At 72.9% G+C, this 19,005-nt stretch carries 20 protein-coding genes; 9 read left to right on the top strand and 11 right to left on the bottom strand.

From position 1 onward, the window contains the following. Positions 1-180: 180 nt before the first annotated feature. From ACLJPY_RS30970 to ACLJPY_RS30955, 4 genes are all read right to left on the bottom strand, one after another. A complete protein-coding gene (locus tag ACLJPY_RS30970; protein WP_410593749.1) occupies positions 181-2,109 on the bottom strand; it encodes a multicopper oxidase family protein in 1,929 nt (642 codons plus the stop codon). Positions 2,110-2,114: 5 nt separating this feature from the next. After that, positions 2,115-3,317, bottom strand: coding sequence for a cytochrome P450 (locus ACLJPY_RS30965; RefSeq protein ID WP_410593748.1), 1,203 nt, complete (start codon positions 3,315-3,317; stop codon positions 2,115-2,117). A 310-nt stretch (positions 3,318-3,627) separates the two neighbouring features. Further along, positions 3,628-4,515, bottom strand: a complete 888-nt coding sequence (locus ACLJPY_RS30960) for an NAD(P)H-binding protein (RefSeq protein ID WP_410593746.1) — start codon at positions 4,513-4,515, stop codon at positions 3,628-3,630. Between the two features lie 311 nt (positions 4,516-4,826). After that, the gene (locus ACLJPY_RS30955) at positions 4,827-5,792 is read right to left on the bottom strand and encodes a hypothetical protein (RefSeq protein WP_410593745.1); all 966 of its coding nucleotides are present in this window, start codon (positions 5,790-5,792) and stop codon (positions 4,827-4,829) included. Between the two features lie 178 nt (positions 5,793-5,970). Here ACLJPY_RS30955 and ACLJPY_RS30950 point away from each other — a divergent pair, with 178 nt between their 5' ends. Continuing rightward, the gene (locus ACLJPY_RS30950; RefSeq protein ID WP_410593744.1) at positions 5,971-6,930 is read left to right on the top strand and encodes a hypothetical protein; all 960 of its coding nucleotides are present in this window, start codon (positions 5,971-5,973) and stop codon (positions 6,928-6,930) included. A 531-nt stretch (positions 6,931-7,461) separates the two neighbouring features. On the opposite strand, the gene ACLJPY_RS30945 is transcribed toward ACLJPY_RS30950, so the two are convergent. Continuing rightward, the gene (locus tag ACLJPY_RS30945; RefSeq protein WP_410593742.1) at positions 7,462-7,629 is read right to left on the bottom strand and encodes a hypothetical protein; all 168 of its coding nucleotides are present in this window, start codon (positions 7,627-7,629) and stop codon (positions 7,462-7,464) included. A 49-nt stretch (positions 7,630-7,678) separates the two neighbouring features. Further along, positions 7,679-8,197 carry a hypothetical protein gene (locus tag ACLJPY_RS30940; RefSeq protein WP_410593740.1) on the bottom strand — a complete coding sequence of 173 codons (519 nt, stop codon included), beginning with the start codon at positions 8,195-8,197 and terminating at the stop codon, positions 7,679-7,681. 205 nt (positions 8,198-8,402) lie between these two features. On the opposite strand from ACLJPY_RS30940, the gene ACLJPY_RS30935 reads away from it, so the two are divergent. Then, positions 8,403-8,684 carry an isoamylase gene (locus tag ACLJPY_RS30935; RefSeq protein WP_410593738.1) on the top strand — a complete coding sequence of 94 codons (282 nt, stop codon included), beginning with the start codon at positions 8,403-8,405 and terminating at the stop codon, positions 8,682-8,684. A 4-nt stretch (positions 8,685-8,688) separates the two neighbouring features. Here the strand turns inward: ACLJPY_RS30935 and ACLJPY_RS30930 are convergent, their stop codons facing one another. Then, entirely contained in the window at positions 8,689-9,393 is a 705-nt protein-coding gene (locus ACLJPY_RS30930) for a LysR family substrate-binding domain-containing protein (RefSeq protein WP_410593736.1), read from the bottom strand. 42 nt (positions 9,394-9,435) lie between these two features. Here ACLJPY_RS30930 and ACLJPY_RS30925 point away from each other — a divergent pair, with 42 nt between their 5' ends. The 4 genes from ACLJPY_RS30925 to ACLJPY_RS30910 all read left to right on the top strand — a co-directional run bounded on the left by ACLJPY_RS30925 (position 9,436) and on the right by ACLJPY_RS30910 (position 12,362). Beyond that, positions 9,436-9,807 carry a DUF5997 family protein gene (locus tag ACLJPY_RS30925; RefSeq protein WP_410593734.1) on the top strand — a complete coding sequence of 124 codons (372 nt, stop codon included), beginning with the start codon at positions 9,436-9,438 and terminating at the stop codon, positions 9,805-9,807. Positions 9,808-9,884: 77 nt separating this feature from the next. Next, a complete protein-coding gene (locus ACLJPY_RS30920; protein ID WP_410593733.1) occupies positions 9,885-11,006 on the top strand; it encodes a kynureninase in 1,122 nt (373 codons plus the stop codon). Positions 11,007-11,083: 77 nt separating this feature from the next. Beyond that, positions 11,084-11,521 (top strand): MarR family winged helix-turn-helix transcriptional regulator, encoded by a 438-nt coding sequence (locus ACLJPY_RS30915; RefSeq protein WP_410593731.1) that lies wholly within the window; start codon positions 11,084-11,086, stop codon positions 11,519-11,521. Positions 11,522-11,531: 10 nt separating this feature from the next. After that, complete coding sequence (locus ACLJPY_RS30910) at positions 11,532-12,362, top strand: haloalkane dehalogenase (RefSeq protein WP_410593729.1); 831 nt, start codon at positions 11,532-11,534, stop codon at positions 12,360-12,362. Between the two features lie 15 nt (positions 12,363-12,377). Here ACLJPY_RS30910 and ACLJPY_RS30905 read toward each other — a convergent pair whose 3' ends face one another. The 4 genes from ACLJPY_RS30905 to ACLJPY_RS30890 form a co-directional block, all read right to left on the bottom strand. Further along, the gene (locus ACLJPY_RS30905; protein WP_410594060.1) at positions 12,378-13,004 is read right to left on the bottom strand and encodes a TetR family transcriptional regulator; all 627 of its coding nucleotides are present in this window, start codon (positions 13,002-13,004) and stop codon (positions 12,378-12,380) included. A gap of 1 nt (position 13,005) precedes the next feature. Further along, the gene (locus ACLJPY_RS30900; protein WP_410593727.1) at positions 13,006-14,424 is read right to left on the bottom strand and encodes a fatty acid desaturase; all 1,419 of its coding nucleotides are present in this window, start codon (positions 14,422-14,424) and stop codon (positions 13,006-13,008) included. Positions 14,425-14,516: 92 nt separating this feature from the next. After that, positions 14,517-14,879 carry a hypothetical protein gene (locus tag ACLJPY_RS30895; RefSeq protein WP_410593726.1) on the bottom strand — a complete coding sequence of 121 codons (363 nt, stop codon included), beginning with the start codon at positions 14,877-14,879 and terminating at the stop codon, positions 14,517-14,519. Between the two features lie 17 nt (positions 14,880-14,896). After that, the gene (locus ACLJPY_RS30890; protein ID WP_410593724.1) at positions 14,897-15,778 is read right to left on the bottom strand and encodes an RNA polymerase sigma-70 factor; all 882 of its coding nucleotides are present in this window, start codon (positions 15,776-15,778) and stop codon (positions 14,897-14,899) included. Positions 15,779-15,965: 187 nt separating this feature from the next. Between ACLJPY_RS30890 and ACLJPY_RS30885 the strand changes: the two genes are divergently transcribed. From ACLJPY_RS30885 to ACLJPY_RS30875, 3 genes are all read left to right on the top strand, one after another. After that, positions 15,966-16,523, top strand: a complete 558-nt coding sequence (locus ACLJPY_RS30885) for a TetR/AcrR family transcriptional regulator (protein WP_410593722.1) — start codon at positions 15,966-15,968, stop codon at positions 16,521-16,523. A gap of 18 nt (positions 16,524-16,541) precedes the next feature. Further along, positions 16,542-17,270: a cupin domain-containing protein gene (locus ACLJPY_RS30880; RefSeq protein ID WP_410593721.1), complete on the top strand. Its 729-nt coding sequence runs from the start codon at positions 16,542-16,544 to the stop codon at positions 17,268-17,270. 295 nt (positions 17,271-17,565) lie between these two features. Beyond that, entirely contained in the window at positions 17,566-19,005 is a 1,440-nt protein-coding gene (locus ACLJPY_RS30875) for a family 43 glycosylhydrolase (protein WP_410593719.1), read from the top strand.

Here is a 19,005-nt window from a genome sequence, read left to right as displayed (position 1 = left end):
TGGACGCGGGTGGGGCGGGCTGGCCCGGGCAGGCGGCCGCGGTCACGATCCAAGCGGCGCAGGCACGGCAAGCGGTCCACCGCCAGCCACCACGCAGACCTAAACCACACCCGCCGCAGTCCGGTCACCCCCAAACCCGCCCGCACCCGGCACCCGACCCCACCCGAACCCGGCTGACCCCTAATGCCCCCCGTGGCCGGGCATGCCCGGGGCGTGCCCCGAGCTCCCCGCGTGCATGTGGAACCGGCTCACCTCGGGCGGGTGGACCACGAACGGGCGCATCATGCCCTCGTCCTCGTGGTCCAGGATGTGGCAGTGGTACATGAACTCGCCGGTCGCGTCCTCGAAGCGGCCGGCGACGCGGAGCCACTCCCCCGCCCACAGGTTGAACGTGTCCTTCCAGCCCTCCTCGTGCTTCTCGATCGCCGCGCCGGCCGGGGCGGGCAGGGGCCGGGTCGTGCCGCCCGCCGCGAGGTCGAACGCCGTCAGATCCGCGAACTTGCGGCGCGTCAGCAGCTGGAAGCGGGCCATGTGGATGTGCATCGGGTGCGGTGCCCCGCCCAGCTGGATCAGGTTCCACACCACCCAGCGGCCGCGGTCGATGAAGATCGTCGTCGTGTCGTCGAACAGGCGGGCCACCTTGCGGAACGTCCTGGTGTGCCCCATCTCCGGGTCGGTGAGCTGGATGACGCCCTCCGCCGGGAACCGGGCCGGCAGCTCGGCCGGGTCGGTGATCTCCGCCAGCTCCCACATCTCCGGGTGCGCCCGACCGGCCACGCCCGGCGGGGTCGTCGCCACGAACACCTCGTCGTGGTCCTCCGGCACCCCCGCCAGCCGGGCGTAGGACGCGGACAACCGCGCCGGCAGCCGGAACCCGTCGGTGCGGCGGCGGCTCTCGACGCGGAACTCCATGATGTCCGGCTCGACCGAGGCGCCGGTGTTGACCAGCCGCAGGCGCTGCCCCGGGAACCGGCTGAAGTCGATCAGCAGGTCCACGCGCTCGGCCGGGGTCAGGGTGAGCCCACCCGACGGCACCGCCGCCGGTTCGGGCAGCAGACCGGCGTCCGTGGCGGCGATCCGGACCGCGTCGTTGTGCACCGCACCCGCCTCGTCGACCAGGTCGAGGCGGAAGAACCGGCCGTTGGCCATGTTGAGCACGCGGAAGCGGTACCAGCGCGCGTCGACGTCCAGGTGCGGCCAGACGCCACCGTTGACGAGGGTGAACGGGCCGGTCACCGGCGCCGTCGTCCCGGACGCGGGCAGGTACTGGAACTTGAACAGCAGCCGGCCGGTCAGCGCGCCGGTCGCCGGGTCCGTGTCGAAGTTGCGGTCGGCCAGGACCAGCGGGATCTCGTGGTCGCCACCGGGCAGCCGGAGCCGGTCCTCTTCGTCGTCGCGGACCAGGTAGAGCCCGGCGAGTCCGGAATGGACGTTGAAGCGCGTCACGGCCATCGCGTGGTCGTGGTACCAGAGCGCGGTGGCGGCCTGGCGGTTCGGGTACTCGGTGAGCTGCGTGTGCCCGGGCGAAATGCCGTTGTGCGCCCAGCCGTCGTTGCCGGCGTTCGTCAACGCGCCGTGCAGGTGCACGACGTTCCACGGCGGCAGCTCGGCGACGCCCTCGACCAGTTCCACCCCGGCGGGCAGGCTGCCGTCCGCGGCGCGGTAGCCGGGCCGGTTCGCCGGCGTCGGCACCTCGTACGGCGCCCGCACCGCGACGAGCGGGACCGTGCCCCGCAGCTCGTTGGCCCACGCGACCCGCAGCCGCCGTCCGCTGCGCACCTCGATCGTCGGGCCGGGGAAGTGGCCTTCGTAGGTCCACAGCGTGGTTTCCGGCAGCTGCGAGTGCAGCCGCGTCCGCGCCGGCGTCATCGTGATGGTGAGCTCGCCGGCGTTCCGCCGCGAATGCGCCTGGACGACCGGCGGGATCCGCAGCGGGTCGAGGAACTTGGTGAGGCCGAAGTTCGGTGCCGCGGACGGCGCCGGCGGCACTGTCGCCGCCGACGCCGTTCGCGGGGCGTTCGGACCGAGCAGGTGCACGCCCGCCACCACGCCCGCGGAACCGAGCGCGGCGGCGGCGAGGAAGGTGCGCCGGTCGACGGAGTCGTTCACGTTCCCTACCAGGCAACCGGAAGTTCGTCCAGCACCTGGAAACCCGCGGTCGGGTTGAACGGGATCTCCTCCGCCGGGACCGCGAGCCGCAGCCCGGGCAGGCGCTCGAGCAACGTGCCGAGCGCGATCTCCATCGTGATGCGCGCGAGGTTCTGCCCGAGGCACTGGTGGGCGCCGAACCCGAACGACACGTGGTCCCGTGCGGTGGTGCGGTGCCAGCCGAGGGTGTCCGGTGCTTCGTGGACGGCGCCGTCGCGGTTGATCAGCGAGGTTATGAAGAACACGCCGTCGCCCTTGCGGATGGTGGCGCCCTCGACCTCGATGTCGTCGACGGCCAGCCGCGTGACACCGTCCGGAATGGACAGTACGCGCAGCAGCTCGTCGACGGCGGTCGGCAGCAGCGACGGGTCGGCGCGCAGCTCGGCCAGGCGTTCGGGGTTCTGCAGCAGCACGAACGTGCTGAGCGAAATCATCGTCCCGGTGGTGCCGTGGCCGCCCGCCACCTGCAGGACCAGCGTCGAGATCAGGTCTTCGCCGACCTCGCCCTTGGAGCCGCGTTCGGCGAGGAGGTCGTCGAGGACGCTGTCGCCGGGGTGCCGCCGCCGGTCCGCGATCAGTTCGGCCATGTAGCCCATGAGCTCGTCGTAGGCCGCGTTGGCGTCCGGGCCGGCCGCGAGCTGGTAGGACTTCTTCTCGAAGTACTCGTGATCACCCTCCGGGATGCCCATCAGCCGGTACAGCGCGATCAGCGGCACCGGCCCGGCGAACGCGGGGATCAGGTCCGCGGGCGACCCGGCCGCGACCAGCTCGTCCAGCTGCCGGTCGACGATCGCCTGGATCTGCGGGCGCATGGCGTTGATCCGCCGGGTCGTGAAGCTGGGGATCAGCAGTTTCCGCCGGGCGTTGTGCACCGGCCCGTCTACGCCGACCAGCGCGGTGACGACCTTCATGACCTTCTGCTCGACGTCGCCGACGGTGGCGGCGATCTTCGCGAACATCATGGGCCACGCGGGATTGGTGCGGTCACTGGAGATCCGCGGGTCGACGAGCAGCCGGCGGGCGACGTCGCGGCTGGTGATCGCCCAGACGCGGCGGCCGTCGTAGAGCGAGACCTGGGCGAGCGGCTTCTGCTCGGCCAGCGTGAGGTAGGCCGGTGCGGGCTGGTACGGGCAGGTGCGGTCCTGTGGGAACACCACGGATTCGGTCATGCGGGAACCTCCGGGCACGGGGAATACCGGCGATCCGCACGGCCTGGGAGCGGGGTCGGCGCGACGCGGATTCGCCCACGTTAACCAAGCGATAACCGGCGGCGCATCCCCACACTTGGTATTCTTCGGCGTCCCGGCGCCGCGCCCCCGCCGTGACCGGCGCAGCAAAAACCCCGCCGCCACAAGGGCACTCCCAGCGGAAACCGCTTCCCCGAGTCCTTTATGGACACCGAAGTGCGACGCGTGACCCTGCGTACCGGGTCCACGTGCGGGATTGCCCTGCGGGCGGCGGGGTGCTAGATGGGCGCCCCTAGTTCGTGAAGTCCGCCTTGTGGTCCTCGGCCCACTCGGCGAAGGTGCGCGCGGGCTTGCCGAGGACCTTTTCGACCGTCCGGTCGATCTCCTCGGGCCCGTCGAGAGCTTCTTCGTAGTAGCGGATCCGCGTCTCGATGATGCTCGACGCGTCGCCGCGGCCGACCGTTCCCTCTTCGACCAGCTCTTCGAAGCGCCCGCCGATCCGGGCCCGGAAGTCCGCGCGCGCAGCGTCACCGGTGAGGTCCACGAACGGCAGGTCACGGCCGATCGCCCGGCCGATCAGCGCGAGCTGCTCGGCTTGGGTGATGCTTTCGCCCCCGGTGATGTGGTACTTCGCGCCGGCGTGGCCGTCCTGCAGCAGCGCGGTGGTGCTCACCTCGGCGATGTCCCGCTCGTGGATGGAGGACAGGTAGGAGTGGGCGTAGAGGATCGGCACCGGCTCGCCCCGCTTGACGAACTCGGCCCACTGCAGGGAGTTCACCGCGAACGCGCCCGGGCGCACGAACGTCCACGCCAACCCGGACCGCTCGATCGCCTGCTCTTCGGCCAGGTGCCACCGGGCGATCCAGTGGTCCGGGTCGCGCCCGGCGGCGGCCAGCGACGAGAGGAGCACGACGTGCCCGACGCCGGCGGCCTTCGCGGCGTCCAGCACGCCGTCGATCCCGGACGGCTGGGTGTACAGGAAGACTTTCTCCACACCGTCCAGGGCCGGCCCGAGCGTTTCCGGTTCGGCCAGGTCCACCCGGCGGACGTCGACGCCCGCCGGCACGTCGAGCGCGTCCGGGTTGCGCGAGGTCGCGCGGACGTCGGCACCCGCCCGCACCAACAGGTCTACGACGTTTCGGCCGACGTTGCCGGTCGCGCCGGTCACCAGGATCGTCATGATTTCCCCAGGTAGCTTGGCTTTCGGCGAGCGCGCCGCGTGCTGCAGAACGTCCATTGTGGACGTCAACGAGCTTCGCCTCCGGTGAGCAAGTATCAGCCAGCCACCCGGTGCCGTCAACCGATCCCGGCTGCCGCGCAGGTCAGCTGCCACGTCGACGCGGGCAGGCCGTCGTCGAACAGCCGGGGGCCGCCGCGCCCGAGAACCGCCGTCGTCGCCTTCTCCCAGATGCGTCGTCGAGCACCTGGTTCCAGCCGGTCCCGACGCCCACCGGGCCCGCTGCGCGCAGGTCAGCCGGCGGAACTTCCACGTCAAGAATTGTCTTCGGCCAGCCACCGCAGCCCGTGGGCGTACCCCAGCTGCGGCGCGGCGAACTCCTGCGCCACCTCGCAGGCGCCGTCGAGCGGCAGCGGCTCGCCCGGCTGCGGCGGGTCGGCGAGCACCGACGGTGGCACGCGGTCCAGGCGCCACACCACCCGCGGCGGGCGGCACGGGTCGAAGCGGACGCGCACCTCGAACGACTCGCACGTCACCAGCGGCACGAACACGTACGACGGCCGGATCGGGAGGCCGTCCCGGATGCGGTACTCCAGCGAGTACGTGTGGCTGTCACCGCGGGAGAGGGCCCGCGGCAGGTCGAGCAGCCAGCGGAAGTGCCGCTGGCCGTCCCGGGTGCCCGCGCCGATCCGGACGCCGTGGCGGGCGTCCACGGCGACATCGCGCTCGCCGTCGCGGCCGTCCTCGGTGCGGGGGACCGTGAACTGCGCGGAAATGCGGTCGAGGCCGTCGCGGGTGGCGACGATCAGCCGTTCCTCGGTTACCTGCGGCTCGGCGGTGTCGAGCCGGACGAGCACCTTGAGCCGCTTGACGAACCAGCCTTCGCGCGGATCGAGCGCGACGCCCGGCCGCGCACCGGCTTCGATCTCCGCGGCGAGCCGGGCGAACGACCGGTCGACCCGGCGCCGGGCCGTCCGCTCGGAGACGCGCAGCTCATCCGCGAGGACGCCGATCCGGGCGCTCAGCAGCGCGTGCTGCGCGCCGGGGGCGATGCCCAGCGCGACGTTCACCGCCAGCCTGTCGTCGTCGGGGAATTCCGCGATCGCGGCGGAAACCGCTTCGCGGAGAACGCGCCGCGCATCGCGGTCGCTCGTCGTCCGGTGGATTTCGCACCAGCCGGAAACGAGCGGCCCGAGCCGGCTCCGCAGCCGCTCGGCCTCCAGCCCCCAGCCGCGCCGCAACGCGGTCAGTTCCCGGAGCAGTCCGTTCTCGTTCGCCATGGGATTTTCATTGTGGCACGCGGCGATCGGCGGCGTCGGCTGCGCCGATCAGGTGATTCCACGGTGGCCAGGCCATGGCCAGTTCCCCGGTATTTCGGCCCGCGTGCGGCCTTTTCCCATTCGAGTGCTGCCCGACCATTTTCCCGTCGACCCGCCCGTCGGCATCGGGGAGGAAAGGGTGCTCGACACGACCGGCCCGGCCGACGTCGCCGGGGTCCGGCGGCTGGCCCGCGACGGCCTGCTCGCCGGCTCGGCGGCGGCCGCCCGCCCCCGCGCCCTCGCCCGCTTGCGCGGCGGGGTGTACACCGTGGCGTGGCCGCTGGTGTTCACGCGGATCACCAAGCCGCTGGAGCACCGGCGCCGGCACGCGGACTGCGCCCGCGGGCTCCCCTGGCTGCGGCCCGACTGCCTGGACGGCTTCCACGACGACGTCGAGGCGGTGGTGGAGCACGCACTGCGGCGCGCGACGGACCCGATCGAGAACCTCGAGGGCTGGCTGGCGACCCGCCTGACCCCGGCGACGGTCGACGCGCACCGGCGTCGCCGCGGCGAAATCGGGGCGCTGCAGCGGCCGCGCCTGCCGGCGTGGCTGGGCGACGCGCTCGGCGGCGACCCGTGGCTGTGCGACCTGGCGGTGCAGGTCCTGGTGTGGGTCGGCGTGCCGGCGACGGCGGGCGCGGAGCTGTGGCCCCTGGACGGCTGGGCCGCGCGGCGCACCGAGATCACGGGCGAGCCGGTGGCCGGCCGCGAGCTGCTCGACCGCGAGGTCGAGCAGGTCCTGACGGCCATGCGCACCCGCCCGGCGTGGCACACCGCGCACGTCGAGCGCCCGCTGGGCCGCAAGCAGGCACCGGTGGCCCCGACGCCGGCGGACTTCCCGGCGTTGGAGCTGGTCGGCGCGCACGAGCTGGCGGACGCCCGGCTCGCGGGACTGGCCGAGCAGGCCTTGCAGGCGATCGAGACCCGGCTGAACCGGGGCGAGGACCCGGCGGCGGCGGTCACGGCGGTGATCGGCACGGTGTTCGGGGAGCAGTCCCCGGACGACGTTCCGAGCGACGACTGGCTGGCGGCGGCACTGGCCGACCAGGAGCGGCTGGCGGGGATCGTGGAGACGGTGCTGGCCGTCCTGGGGCGGTGAGCTCCGGACAGAGCGCGCTGCCCCTCGGCTCGCACGCGCTTCCCGCGCCTCTCGCCCGGTCCGGCTCAGCTTCAGACTCACGCTCGGCTCCGACCGCTCCCACCCGGTCACGCCGAGTTCCGCTCTGCCGCACCCGCTCCGCGCCCGTCCTGCTCAACTTCCGCGACTCCCGCCCGGTCCGGTTCAGCCGCGCCCGCCCCGCTCGGCCCAGCCGGTCCTGCTCGGCTGAGGCAAGCGCTCCAAGGCGGCCTTGGTTGCGTCCGACGCACCGAAGGCCGCCTTGGGTGCGTCTCACGCACCGAAGGCCACATTGGTGCGCTCGGGACCCACGCACCGAAGGCCGCCTTGGGTGCGTCCAGCGCACCGAAGGCCACCTTGGGTGCGTCCAGCGCACCGAAGGCCACCTTGGGTGCGTCCAGCGCACCGAAGGCCACCTTGGGTGCGTCCAGCGCACCGAAGGCCACCTTGGGTGCGTCTCACGCAACCAAGGCCGCCTTGGGGCGCTCGGGACCGCCGACCGGCGGAGCCCGCTCAGCCTTCCTCCACCGAACGGCGCCGAGCCTCGAAGAGCGCCGTCAGGGCCTCCGGTGAGCAGCCTGCCGCTCGGGCCCGTCTGCCCGCCGCCGTCAGCTCGGCCAGCAGGAGGGCGCGCACCGCCGCGCGGGTGGGCTCCGGGAGTCTCGAACGCGGGTCCGTCACCCTCGGCCTCCTCTCCGGCGCACCAGCCTTCACCTGACGGACACGCCCGTCAGCGCCACCACGGGGGCGGCGGCACCGGGAGCTGCAGGGGGCAGCCGCCGGTGTGGCGGCCCGTCCAGCAGTCCGCCAGCCAGCGGGTCAGCGCGACCGGCCCGAGCAGGCTGTCCTCCCACACGGGCGTCAGCTCGCCCGCCCGGCGCAGCATCGCTTCCGCCGTGCCGCAGAAGGAAACCACCGCCGCGACCGCCGCGTCGGCCCGCTCGGCGGCCCAGGGGACCGCGGCTCGCGGCAGCCGGGCCGGGATGGCCAGGCCGGTGCCGACGGTGCAGTTGCGCGACAGCAGCACGGCGAGGTCGAACTCGACGGCTTCGGCGTGACGCTGTCTGGCGCGCCAGCGCGGCGAAGCCGCAGCGGCGTACAGCCCGGCCAGCCGGGCGGCGACCAACCCGTCCCACACCGTCAAGAGCACCGCTCGCGTGTCGGCCGGAGGGGCGTCGGCGAGCTCGTGGGTGACGGCGCTGAGCCAGGCACACGGGTCCTTGACTTGACGATCAGCGGCGACGGTCACGGCTGTCAGTTTCCCACCGCCACACCCGGACAACCCCAAGATGATCATGGTTCACCCGAGGACCACCCGGTCGGTGGCGAACCGTTGGGCCGTGCCGTAACCCAATCGGGTACTTGGCGTGACCGAATCGTCACAGCCGTGCCATCATGTCGGCGCTCAGTGCCGAGCACGCCCTCCGAAAACCCGTTCCCCGAAAGGCCCACCAGTGATCAAGATCAGCAAGAGCCGGGCCGGCACCCAGCGCGTCACCTTCAGCCTCCCGGTCGGCGCGCCGCCCGGCCGGGTGAGCGTCGTTGGCTCGTTCAACGACTGGACGCCGGGCCGGCACCACCTCACCCCGCGGTCCAACGGCCGCCGGTCGGCGTCGGTCGACGTCGTGCCCGGCACGGTCCTGCAGTTCCGGTACCTCGGGGAGGACGGCCACTGGTTCGACGACCCCGACCTGCCCGACCGCGCCGACGGCAACTGCGTCTGCACGACGTCGTGACGGCTCAGCCCCGCCGGCGCCGCTTCCCCGCGCCGCCGCCCCGCCGGGCCGGTTTCGCCGCGGCCTTCGCCGCGGCGGGCTTGCGCTCCGGGCGCTTGCGCTCGGCCGGCGCCTGCGGGCGCCCGCGCGTGCTGTTCACCGTCCGGCCGCGGACGATCCCGATGAACTCCTCCATCAGGTCCGTCGTCTCCTCCTCCAGCCACGAGAGCGCGACGTCCGACTGCGGCGCGTCCTCGACCGGCCGGTAGGTGAGGTCGCGGCGGTGGTGCAGCCGGGCGAGCGACTGCGGGACGACGAGCACCCCGGCCCCGGCCGCGACCAGCTCGATCGCGTCCGCCGTCGTCTCCGGCCGCGACACCGCGGGACGGCCGGGCCACGCCGGCCACTCCAGCGTGTCGTCGAGCGGGTGCAGCACGACCTCGTCCGCCAAGTCCGCCGTGGACACCTCGTCCGCCGCCGCGATCAGGTGGTCCTTCGGCACCACGACGACCGTCGTCTCGGTGTAGAGCGGGATCGCGTGCAGGCCGTCCCGGTCGATCGGCGACCGCAGCAGCGCCGCGTCGGCGTCCCGGGCGCGCAGCAGCCCGGTCGCGTCCGCGGCGGCGACCGGGACGAGCGTCAGCGGCACCTCCGGCACCCGCTCGGCCCAGGTCCGCACCCACTTGGCGGGCGTCGCTCCCGGGACGTACGCGAGCTTGAAAGAGGTCACCGGGTCAGGTTACCGGGAGTGACGCTGGCTACCCTGGACGGCATGACGTCGCACAAGACCACCCAGACGATGAAGCCCGCGACGGCGGCGAAGAAGCTGGGTGTGTACCTCGAAGCCACCCCCGCGGAGTTCCAGGAGGGCGTGGTCACGCGCGACGAGCTGAACGCGTTGCAGACCGACCCGCCGGAGTGGCTGCGGGAGCTGCGCCGCACGGGTCCGCACCCGCGTCCGGTGGTCGCGGCGAAGCTGGGCGTCTCCATCGGCGGCCTCACCCGCGGCGGGATCACCGAGCCGCTGACGACCGAGCAGATCGAAGCGCTGAAGGCGGAAAGCCCGGACTGGCTGGTCCGGGAGCGCGCCACCCAGGCCGAGGTGCGGAAGGAAACGGTGCGGGTGAAGGAGAAGGACCGCTGACCGCCGCGGACACCTCAGCCCAGCACGCCAACCGCCTCGACGCCGAGGACGAACTCGCCGCCTTCCGCGAACGGTTCGTGCCGATCACCGACCCCGGCGTCGTCGCCTACCTCGACGGGAACTCGCTCGGCCGTCCGCTGCGGGCCACCGCCGAGCGGCTGCAGGAGCTCGTCACGCACGAGTGGGGCGCCCGGCTGATCCGGTCGTGGGACGAACGCTGGCTCACGCTGCCCGAGGAGATCGGGGACGAGCTGGGCCGCGTCGCGCTCGGCGCCGCGCCGGGACAGACGATCGTCGCCGACTCGACCTCCGTCTGCCTCTACAAGGCGCTGCGGGCCGCCGTCGCGCTGCGGCCCGGCCGGGACGAGATCGTCACCGACACCGCGAACTTCCCCACCGACCGGTTCCTCGTCGAGAGCGTCGCGGCCGAACTCGGCCTGACCGTCCGGTGGGCCGGGAGCGACGACGTCGCCGCGGTGACCGGGTCGCGGACCGCGGTGGTCACCCTGTCCCACGTGGACTACCGGACCGCGGCGATCACCGACCTCGCCGCCGTCACGCGGCTGGTGCACGAGCGCGGCGGCCTCGTCGTCTGGGACCTCTGCCACAGCGTCGGCTCGATCCCCGTCGAGCTCGACGCGGCGGAGGCCGACTTCGCCGTCGGCTGCACGTACAAGTTCCTCAACGCCGGGCCCGGCGCGCCCGCGTTCCTCTACGTCAACGCGCGGCACCACGAGACGTTCGGCCAGCCCGTCACCGGCTGGATGGGTGCCGCCGACACCTTCGGCATGGCCGCGGAGTACGTGCCCGCGCCCGGGATCCGGCGGGCGCTCTCCGGCACGCCGCCGGTGCTCGGCATGGTCGGCGTCCAGGAAGGCGTTGCGCTGCTGGCGGAAGCGGGCATCGACCGCGTGCGGGCCAAGGCCGTGGCGCTGGGCCGGTGGGTGCTCGCGCTGGCCGACGCGTGGCTCGTCCCGCTCGGGTTCACGGTCGCTTCCCCGCGTGACGACGAGCGCCGAGCCGGGCACGTCACCCTGCGCCACCCGGACGCCGAACGGCTTTCGCGCGTGCTGATCGAGCACGGCGTGCTCATCGACTTCCGCCGTCCCGACGGCATCCGGATCGGGCTGAGCCCGCTCACCACCGGCTTCGCCGAGGTCCGGCGGGCCATGGAGCGCATCCGCGAACTCGCCGGCTGACCGGCACCGCACCCGGTGGCGCCGGCGGCGATCGAAATTAGTAGCCATGTATTTAGTAGCCATGTACAGTTTTTGGCATGAGCACTCCGGGACACCTCGTCTGGCGCCTCTCCACGAAGTGGCGGGTCGCCGTCGACCGCGCGCTCGCCCCGATCGGGCTGACGCACGCGCAGTACGTCTTCCTGTCCTCGCTCTTCGGCCTGGAGCGCGCGGGGGCGAGCCCGAGCCAGCGTGAGCTGGCCGACCACACCGGACTGGAAGCGCTCTACGTCTCCAAGCTCGCCCGCACGCTCGACGCCGACGGGCTCGTCGAGCGCACCCGCGACCCGGCGGACACCCGGACCGTCCGGCTGCGCCTGACCGACCGCGGGCGCGAGGTGACCGAGCCGGCGATCGACACCGTGGCCGAGCTGCTCGACCGGCTCCTCGCCCCGCTCGGCGGCCGGCACGGCGAGCGCACCGCGGCACTGGCGCGCGAACTCACCGTCCTCCTGGACACCCCACTCGATTCCTGAAGGGAAAGTCATGCTGCACCACGAAGAAACCGGCACCGGCACCCCGATCGTCTTCCTGCACGGCAACCCCGGCTCGTCGCACAGCTGGCGCAACGTCCTCCCGCACATCGGCGCGGGGCGGCTGCTGGCCCCCGACCTCATCGGCATGGGCCGCTCGCCCAAGCCGGACATCGCCTACACCTTCGCCGACCACGCCGCCCACCTCGACGCGTGGTTCGACGCGCTCGGCTTGGACGAGGTCGTCCTGGTCGGCCACGACTGGGGCGGCGCGCTCGCGTTCGACCGGGCGGCCCGCCACCCCGGCCGGGTCCGCGGGCTGGCGTTCTTCGAGACCATGGTGAAGCCGATGGCCTGGGAAGACCTGAGCCCGCAGGCGGCCGAGCGCTCGCGCAAGATCCGCACGCCCGGCGTCGGCGAAGAACTGGTGCTGGCCCGGGACTTGTTCATCCGCCAGGCGTTCACCGGCGGCGTGCGCACCCCGGTGAGCGACGACGACCTGGCCGCCCACCTCGCCCCGTTCCCGACCCCGGAAAGCCGCCGCCCGGTGCTCGCCTGGGCACGCCAGCTGCCCCTCGGCGGCGACCCGGCGGAGCTCGTCGCGCGCATCGAGGCCTACGACGAGTGGCTGGCCGGCAGCGAGAACACGCCGAAGCTGCTCATGACGTTCGAGGGCTCGCCGACGCTGCTCATCGGCGAGAAGATGGCCCAGTGGTGCGCCGAGCACATCGCGGCGCTGGAGATCGTCGACGGCGGGGAGGCCGGGCACCACGCCCAGGAAGACCGGCCCAAGGAGATCGCCGCGGAGATCGCGGGCTGGCTGGACCGCCACGGGCTGCGCTGAGCCTGGAGCGAGGCCTTAAGTGTGCCGCAACGGCGGGTCCGCCGTGATCCCGAGGAGCCGCGCCACGACCCACGCCACGGCGTCCGCGGTGCGGGCCGGTGTGTCCGACGGCTGCATCACGTGGCTGAGGACCGTGCGGACGACGAGGTCGATCACCACCGTCACCTGGTCGTCGCCCAGAGGCGGGTGGTACGCCGCGACGCGGGCGGCCAGCACGGTCTTCGTCTGCGTCAGCAGTGCGCTGGCGTCCGTGGTCAGCAGCGGCAGGAGCTCCGGGGCCGTGCCGTGCGTTGCGGAGGCGATCGCGCGCAGCAATGTGTTGTCGTCGGCCAGCTCGAGGACCGCGCGGACCGCGTCGTAGATCGCCTCGACCAGGTCTTGCGGGTGGCGGTCGAACGCGGCGCCGACCACCGACAGGAACCGGTCGAGCTCGTGCGCGACCATCGCTTCGGCCAGCGCCGCCTTGGAGCCGATCTCGTTGTACACCGTCTGGCGGCTGACGCCCGCCAGCTCGGCCAGCCGGGCCATCGTGACCGCCTGCCAGCCGGACTTCGCCGTCAGCTCGATCGCCGCGGCGATGATCGGCCGCCGGTGCTGACCGCCCTCCGCCGGCACCGGAAGCGCCCTGCTCATGATCGGTATTCTAGGTCGTGCCACCCACGGCGGGCCCCACCCGCCCCGGCGCGACGAAGTCGACCTTCTCGCGCACGCCGCAGTCCGGGCAGCACCAGGAGTCCGGGATCGCCGCCCACGGCGTGCCCGCCGGGAAGCCCTCCCGCGGATCGCCGCGCCGCTCGTCGTAGACGTACCCGCAGCCGGGACACCGGCCGCCTTCGGTGGCGTCGCCGCGGGTGTCGGCGATCTCGCGGGCGGCGGCCGTGACGCGGGTTCCGTAGCGCGCCAGCACCTTCGCGCGCTTGCCCGGCTGGATGTTGGCGCGCGAGATGTCGCCGCCGTAGTGGGCGAGCACCCGCGGGTCCATCACCCGGCGCCACAGCGGCGGGACGAGCGCCAGCACGATCATCCCGGCGTACCCGGTCGGCAGCACCGGCGACTCGGCGAAGTCGCGCAGGGTCTGGTAGCGGCGGACCGGGTTGGCGTGGTGGTCGCTGTGCCGCTGCAGGTGGTAGAGCAGGACGTTCGTGGCGATGTTGTTGGAATTCCAGCTGTGGCTGGGATCGACGCGCTCGTACCGGCGCCGCCCGGGCTCGCCGACCCGCTGCCGCAGCATGCCGTAGTGCTCCATGTAGTTGACCACCTCCAGCAGCGAAAACCCGACGACGGCCTGGATCACGAGGTAGGGCAGGACACCGGCACCGAGCCACAGCACCATCGCCGCCCACAGCGCCGCGGACATCAGCCACGCGTTGAGCACGTCGTTGCCGAGCCGGTACGGGTGGCGGTCGCGCCGGGCGTAGCGCTTGCGCTCCAGCCGCCACGCCGACTTCAGCGACCCGAAGACCGTCCGCGGCCAGAAGCGGTAGAAGCTTTCGCCGACGCGGCTGCTCGCCGGGTCTTCCGGCGTCGCCACGCGGACGTGGTGGCCGCGGTTGTGCTCGATGTGGAAGTGGCCGTAGAAACTCTGCGCCAGCGCGATCTTCGACAGCCAGCGCTCGTGGCTTTCCTTCTTGTGCCCCAGTTCGTGCGCGGTGTTGATGCCGATGCCGCCGATGCACCCGATCGACACGGCCAGCCCGACCTTGTCCGCGACGGTGAGCCCGCCGTGCGCGACCAGCCAGAACGCCGCCGCGAAGCCGAGGTACTGGACCGGCAGGAAGGCGAAGGTGATCCACCGGTAGTAGCGGTCGTTCTCCAGCCGCGCGATGACGTCGTCGGGCGGATTGCTCCGGTCCAGCCCGGCGACGAGGTCGATGAGGGGCACGACCACGAGGATCACGACGGGCCCGATCCAGAACCACCCGCCCCACCCGGTGGCGGCGTGCAGCCCGATGGCCAGGAACGCCAGGGAGGGCACGACCAGGCCGATCAGCCAGAGGTACCGCTTGCGGTCGCGCCACAGGTCCGTCGAGCCGGCAGGCACGGTTCCGATCGCTTCGCCCATCACACCCTCCTTGGCGGCTGAGTGGACAAGACGATAGGTGATGTACAGCTCGGTTGACAATCACTCAGTTGATGTAAAGCAGCCGCGATGGTTCAGCCGAGGTCGTGGGGGTCCCGCGCGGCGAGCGCCTCGGCTTCGGGGACGCCTTCGCGCCGGGCCACCCGCCGCCGGGCGCGCACCTGCGCCGCGGTCCGGGGCCGGAACGACGGTTCGCGGCCGCACCCGCACGGCTCGAAGCCCTCGTACCGCAAACCGGCGGCGAGGACCGCCGCGACCGCCGCCCACCCGGAGCCGTCGCGCCGCGGCGGTGCCGCGAAGTCGTGCCCGGCGAACACCATCGGCCGGCGGCACCCGGGACAAGGGGGCCCGCTCCCGCTCCAGAGGCGCTTGAGGCTCCGCCGGCACGGCACGCAGACGTAGTGGACCTTGTACGTCACCTCCGCGTACCGGCACACGTCGCCACCACTTCCCCTCAGCGCAAGGTCAACGGCGTCTGCGCCGCCACCCGGGTCAGCTTCTCCGGGTTCCGCACGAAGTACAACCCGCTGATCCGGCCGCCTTCCACGCGGACCGCCATGATGCCGTCGAACACGTCGTCCACGTGCAGCGCCAGCCCCGGGTTGCCGTTCACCGTCACCGGTGCCGTGGTCACCTGCAGCGCCGTCCGGCCGATGCCGCCGATGATGAAGCGGGTCACCTTGTCCGCTCCCGTCACCGGGCGCAGGGCCGCCTGCTTCACGCCGCCGCCGTCGCTCAGCAGCACCACGTCCGGTGCCAGCAAGTCCAGCAGGCCCTGCAGGTCCTGACCCTCCAGCGCCCGCTGGAACGATTCCAGCACCGCCCGTGTCTCGCGCGCCGAAACGACCTCGCGCGGGCGGCGGGCGTCCACGTGGCGGCGGGCGCGGTGGGCGATCTGGCGGACCGCCGCCGGGCTTTTGCCCACCGCTTCGGCGATTTCGTCGTAGCCGACTTCGAACACCTCGCGCAGCACGAACACCGCGCGTTCGGTCGGCGCCAGCGTCTCCAGGACCAGCATCAGCGCCATCGACACGCTTTCCGCCAGCTCGACGTCCTCCGCGACGTCCGGTGTGGTCAGCAACGGCTCGGGCAGCCACGGCCCGACGTACGCCTCCTTGCGGCGCTGCAGCGTGCGCAGCCGGTTCAGCGACAGGCGGGTCGTGATGCGGACCAGGTACGCGCGCTCGTCGCGCACCTCGGCCGGGTCGACCTCGGCCCAGCGCAGCCACGTCTCCTGGAGGACGTCCTCCGCGTCGGCCGCCGAGCCCAGCATCTCGTAGGCGACGGTGAACAGCAGGTTCCGGTGGGCGACGAACGCCTCGGTCGGATCGCTCATGACGGCTCCTTCAGCACGGGCGAACCCGGCGCTGCCGTGCCGCACGTGCGTGATCATCGCACCCACCACCGGCAGCACTCCGCCGGCAGCACCCCGCCGACGGCGGTGTCCGGCCCTCAAGACACCGCCCGGCGAGGACCTGTGACAACGTTGCGTCTGTACCTACTGGTATGTACAGTCTGCGGGCATGGGAACCCGGGACCAGCTCGTCGACAGCGCCCGCGAGCTGCTGTGGGAACGCGGCTACGTCGGCACCAGCCCCAAGGCCATCCAGCAGCGCGCGGGCGCCGGCCAGGGCAGCATGTACCACCACTTCGCCGGCAAGAAGGACCTCGCACTGGCCGCCGTGCGGCGCAGCGCCGAAGAACTCCTGGCCTCGGCGGACGCGCAGCTGCGCGGGCCCGGCACCGCCGTCGAGCGCATCACCGCCTACCTGCGACGTGAGCGCGAAGTGCTCAAGGGCTGCCCGATCGGCCGGCTCGCGCAGGACCCCGACGTCGTCGCCGACCCTGTCCTGCGCGGCCCGGTCGACGAAACCCTCACCCGGGTGCGCGCCCGGCTGGCCGGAGTCCTCGACGAAGGCCGGGACGCGGGTGAGCTGCCCGCGGCACTGGACACCGCCGCGCTGGCCGCCACGATCATCGCCGTCCTGCAGGGCGGCTACGTGCTCGCCCGCGCCGCGAACGCCCCCGAACCGTTCGACCAGGCCGTTTCCGGCGTGCTCGCCCTGCTCGCCGCCCTCTGACCCCCAGGAGAACCCGCCGTGCACGTCCGCCGCGTTCCGTCCACCAGCGTGCCCGCGCCCGCCGAAGCCGTCACCGGCAGCGCCTGGGTCACCGCGCTCGCCGTCCCCGAAGGCCCGTCCCGGACCCGGGTCGACCGCGTGCAGTTCGCTCCCGGCGCCCGCACGCGCTGGCACCGGCACCCGCTCGGCCAGGTCCTCGTCGTCACCGAAGGCACCGGCTACGTCCAGCGCCGCGGTGGCCCGGCGCAGCTGATCCGGCCGGGCGACACGGTCCGCGTCGCCGCCGGCGAGTGGCACTGGCACGGCGCCACCGACACGACACCGATGACCCACCTGGCCATCGAAGAACTGCCCGCCGACGGCACGCCGACCGAGCTCGGTGACGCCGTGGGCGAAGGCGAACCCGCCGCCGTCCCGGCGATCACCCGCACCCTGCTGCTGAACCAGCAGCTCCCGGCGCCCCGCGTCGTCGATCACGTCGAAATCCGCCGGATCACCATCGCCCCCGGCGAACACCTCGGCCGGCACGTCCACAACGGACCGGTGTTCGGCAGCATCGAAACGGGCTCGGCCGTTTATCAGATCGAAGGCGAGCCGGAAACCGTGCTCGCCCCCGGCGACGTCTTCCACGAGCCCGAATCGGCGCGGATCGCCCGGTTCGACCCGGAAGGTGACGGCGTCACGTTCCTGGCCTACTTCCCGGTCGGCCCCGGGGAAACACCGAGCCTGACCATGCTGGACGACTGACCCCGCACTCCGCGCTCCACCCGGGTACACGGCTCCCGGTTCACCACTCCTGCAGAACTCTTTCCTCACAGGCGAAGCACTGGACAACGGGGCGGGCACGGGTCACGATTACGCCGTGCCCGCCTCCCGTTGATCGCCCGGAAACGCGGGAAAGCACCGCATCTCCCGACGGACCAAGATCGCCACGGGCCTGCTCGCGCTGGCCGTGGCCACCGGCACCTTCACCGTGGACTGCGGCCGGAACGAGAACCAGCACTCCAACCCGGACGGCGGCGGGCACCCGCGAGGAGACACGATGACGGTCCCGATCGTTCCGGGGTTCCACCCCGACCCGTCGATCTGCCGGGTCGGCGACACGTACTACCTGGCCAACTCGAGCTTCGAATACGTGCCGGGCGTCCCGATCCGGCGCAGCACCGACCTCGTCTCCTGGGAGCTGGCCGGGCACGCGCTGACCCGGCCGAGCCAGCTGCCGCCGAGCGAGGGCGCGGCGAACACCGGCGTCTTCGCGCCGACGCTGCGCCACCACGACGGCCGCTTCCACCTGGTCACCACGAACGTCCCGCGGCCGGGCCACCTGATCGTGACGGCGGAAGACCCGGCCGGGCCGTGGTCGGACCCGGTCGTCGTGGCCGGCACCGACGGCATCGACCCCGACCTCTGCTGGGACGATGCCGGCGTCTGCCACCTCACCTGGACGTCGTTCCACCCGGAGCGCCCGGGCATCACCAGCGCGCCGATCGACCCGGCCACCGGAGCGGTGCTGGCCGAGCCGCGGCGGCTGTGGACCGGCACCGGCCTGGCCGCCCCGGAGGGCCCGCACCTGTACCGCGTCGGCGGCTGGTGGTACCTGCTGCTCGCCGAAGGCGGCACCGAACGCGGCCACGCCGTCACCGTCGCGCGCGCCCGCACGCCGGACGGGCCGTACGAGCCCGCGCCGTCGAACCCGGTCCTGACCCACCGCAGCACCACGCACCCGGTGCAGAACACCGGACACGCCGACCTGGTCGAGCGGCCCGACGGCAGCTGGGCGATGGTGTACCTCGGCGTGCGGCCGCGCGGCAAGACACCGCAGTTCCACGTCAACGGCCGCGAAACCTTCCTCGCCGGCGTCGACTGGGTGGACGGCTGGCCCGTCGTCGTCGAGGACCGGTTCCCGGTGGAGCCCGCCGACCACAGCTTCACGGACGGTTTCGCGAGCCCGCAGCTGCACCCGCGCTGGGTGGCGCCCGGCGCCGGACCGGAGACGTTCACGCGCTGGGCGGCGCCGGGCGAGCTGGTCCTCACCGCCGCGCGTCCCCTGCTGACCCGGGCGCTCGACGAGTACTGGACGGCGGTGGCGCGCCTCGACGTCTCCCGGGGCACCGCGGCGTTCGTCGTGCGCATCGACGACCGGCACTGGTACGGCCTCACCGCCGACGGCGAGACGGTCACGGCCACGCTCACCATCGGCCCGGCCCGCCACGTCGTCACCACCGTTCCGGCCGGTCCCGTGGTGTCCCTGCGGATCCGGGCGCGGCGGCCGGCTCCTTCGGGACCGCTCCACGAAGTCACCGAGCCGGACCTGGTCGAGCTGTCCGTGCTCGGCGCGGACGACCGGGCGCAGGTGCTCGGCGCGTTCGACGGGCGCTACCTGTCCACGGAGGTCGCGGCCGGCTTCACCGGCCGCATGATCGGCGTCGAAGCTCTCGGCGGAACCGTGTCCCTGCGCGAATTCCGGTACGCGACCGGCTGA

The organism is Amycolatopsis sp. lyj-23, from assembly GCF_046549135.1.
GTDB lineage: Bacteria > Actinomycetota > Actinomycetes > Mycobacteriales > Pseudonocardiaceae > Amycolatopsis.
This window is presented reverse-complemented; position numbering and strand designations above follow the sequence as displayed.